Here is a 1,297-nt window from a genome sequence, read left to right as displayed (position 1 = left end):
TGAGGTTAGGTTAAAAATTTATTATCTCTTGATTTATACAATCCTGTTCGTAAAGAGTAATCGTTTTCCTGATAATGCATTAACACTGCACCTACAAGTCTAAAAGCAGATTGGGTATTCGGAAAAATACGGATTACTTTCTCTCTCCTACGTACCTCTTGATTTAATCGTTCAAGTGAATTTGTACTGCGAATATTTACGCGGATTTTTTCTGGGAAACTCATATATTGTACGGTATCTTCGAAACCTTCATCTAATACAGAAAGTGCCTTTTCAAACTTCGGTTCATTTCCATACTTATCCATTAACTCATCTTTAAATTTACGCATGTCCTCAATTGTAATTGCGTCAAAGATTCGTTTAATCATGAGGCGAAAATCACTTGAATCTTTTTTAGGAAGTTTCGTAATAATATTTCGTTTAAAATGCACATTACATCTTTGCCAAACTGTTCCTACAAATTCACGTTGTATCGCTTTTTGTAATCCTTGGTGGGCATCAGAAATTACTAGTTTAGGTGACTGAAGTCCACGTGATTTTAAATTTTGGAAAAACCTGCACCAACTTTCATAACTTTCAACATGATCCACACTCAAGCCAAGTATTTCACGTTTATTATCATTTGTAATAGCTGTTGCAATATAGACAGCTTTAGATACAACCCGATTATCTTCACGCACTTTAATATACATTGCGTCTACAAAGATATAGGGAAAATAAGTAGTGTTTAAAGCGCGATTGGCCCATTGGTTAATAACAGGATCTAACTTTTGTGTAAGTGAAGATACCAGTGATTTTGATACACTTTCTCCGCAAAGTTGTTCAACAATTTGTGTAACCTTACGTGTAGAAACACCATTTACAACCATCTCAATCATAGATAGTACTAACGCTTGATCGTGTCTAGCATATTTTTCAAATAGATCAGTTGAAAATCCACCATTACGAGTTCTAGGAACTTTTAAAGTTAATTTCCCCATAGTCATGACTAATTCCCGTTCGTAATAGCCATTTCGATAATCGAGTCGATCGTTGGAACGTTCATACGCAGCAGCCTGTAAATACTCATCTCTTTCCTTTTCCATAAATTCATTAAGGATTAGTATTAAAGCAGATTTAACAACTGTAGTTAGATTAGAATTTAATACTGAATCTTTTAAAACATCCATATCTAGGTTAAACTGTAATTGAGTCATTTTTATATCCTCTTTTCTAATGTTTATCGTCGTTGAAAACATTGTATCCAAGAGGGCATAAAATGACTCTTTTCTTTTTACACAATTATATGGACTTAATC

1 protein-coding gene is annotated in these 1,297 nt (G+C 33.5%); it reads right to left on the bottom strand.

The features are described 5' to 3' along the window. Positions 1-5: 5 nt before the first annotated feature. Positions 6-1,196, bottom strand: a complete 1,191-nt coding sequence (locus tag JOD29_RS20310) for an IS256 family transposase (RefSeq protein ID WP_124767072.1) — start codon at positions 1,194-1,196, stop codon at positions 6-8. Positions 1,197-1,297 lie beyond the last annotated feature (101 nt).

Source organism: Lysinibacillus composti, from assembly GCF_016908465.1.
GTDB classification, from domain to species: Bacteria; Bacillota; Bacilli; order Bacillales_A; family Planococcaceae; genus Ureibacillus; species Ureibacillus composti_A.
Note: the sequence above shows the minus strand (reverse complement) of the source record. Positions and strands in the feature narration are given on the sequence as shown.